This window comes from Paenibacillus algorifonticola (genome assembly GCF_050481745.1).
GTDB lineage: Bacteria > Bacillota > Bacilli > Paenibacillales > Paenibacillaceae > Pristimantibacillus > Pristimantibacillus algorifonticola_A.
Genome location: NZ_JBCNGR010000107.1, coordinates 1 through 1,491 on the forward strand (window position 1 = coordinate 1; position 1,491 = coordinate 1,491).

The 1,491-nt window shown below is 48.6% G+C and carries 1 protein-coding gene and 1 pseudogene; both read right to left on the reverse strand.

Going from position 1 to position 1,491, the window contains the following annotated elements:
• Positions 1-942: ACP S-malonyltransferase (gene fabD, locus ABEW34_RS31930; RefSeq protein WP_430165921.1), on the reverse strand; the 942-nt coding region annotated here is incomplete at its 3' end.
• A 135-nt stretch (positions 943-1,077) separates the two neighbouring features.
• A pseudogene (locus ABEW34_RS31935) lies at positions 1,078-1,491 on the reverse strand (hypothetical protein); the annotation flags it as partial.

A 1,491-nucleotide genomic window follows, 5' to 3' on the forward strand; every position in this document is an offset into this window, starting at 1 on the left:
CGGATAAGCCGCTAAAATTTGCTCGATTTTTTTGCGATCCTCCTTCGTGCCATAGCAGAGCGCTTCAATTCCATCCACGTTCGCCTTCACCATATTGGTTAATACATTTTTTGGTCCCATTTCGACCGTAAGCGTAACGCCTTTATGTTTAAAATATTGCATCGTACGTTCCCATTGTACCGGGCTAGTTAAATGCAGCGCAAGATTTTGCGCTACTTTCTCTGAATGTGCCATCGGCTCGGCATTGCGGTTCGTAATAACCGGATATTTAAAAAAACCGTACTCCAGCCCGGTCAATTTGTCCATTAATTGGTCAGCCATCGGCTGCATAAAGCTGCAGTGGAACGGAGCGCTCGCAAGCAGTGGCGTCGCCAGTCCGCCATGATTCGCGAGCCTGTCCTCTAGTTCCATAACCGCATCGCTTTCCCCGGAAATCGCGGTTTGATTCGGCGTATTATAACAGGACACCCAGACCTGGCGGCCCTCCTGCTCCATCGCTTTGCATTCTTCCACAACCAGCTTTCGCTCAACGCCATCAATAATGGACATGGCTCCAACATCGCTCGCTGCAACCTCGTCGGTCATTTTTCCCCGTTCATGCAGCAGCTTCACCGCATCGGCAAAACGAATCGCTCCCGCGCAAGTAAATGCGGCATATTCGCCAAGGCTGTGCCCAGCAAGAAATTGCGGAACAATGCCAATCTCCTGCATATAAACGCGGAAGCTGGCTACGCTTGATACGAGAATGGCAGGCTGGGCATTTTTTGCTTTGGACAGCTCTGCAAGCGAGCCTTCAAAGCAAAGCTTTGCCAAATCATAGCCAAGCACATCGTTAGCTTCCTCGAACGTTTGCTTCACGATCGCATATTGGTCATATAGACCTTTCGACATGCCGACAAAGTGAGAGCCTTGACCCGGGAACAGAAACGCCATTTTTTCCATTATTACTTCCTCCAATATCATATTAGCCGTATTTTTTCCGTAAACAGGCATGCACGACCATTTAACCTGCTATCCTGCTTCAGCTATACCCTCTAGCCGATGTCCATCGTGAACCTGTTTTGTTTATTCATCCATTTATTCAACACGGCTGATTAAGGTGAGATAGTCTGGAGCACTTTGCAGATGGGCAGCATCATGCTCGAAAATAAGTAGTCCGTCCCGCTCCTCGACTTCCTTAAAACCGGCAAATTTATACGTAAGCAGCATCATGCGATTACGGTCTGTAGGCACGAACTCGGCGCGTAATACCGCTCCCGCATCATGCGCCATCTTGGCGACGTATTGCAGCATGATACTGCCTACGCCTCTGGACATAACACGGCATGACATTAACAATAGCTTCAGCGTCCAAATGTTGTCCTTGCATTCAAGCAGCGTTAAACCGATTTTGCCGTATGTGCCGTATTTATCCTCCAACTCGGAAATAAGCAGCTTGTGGTTCGGTGAATGGCGGAATTCATCCAATTCCTCGTAGGAATAGGTATAGCC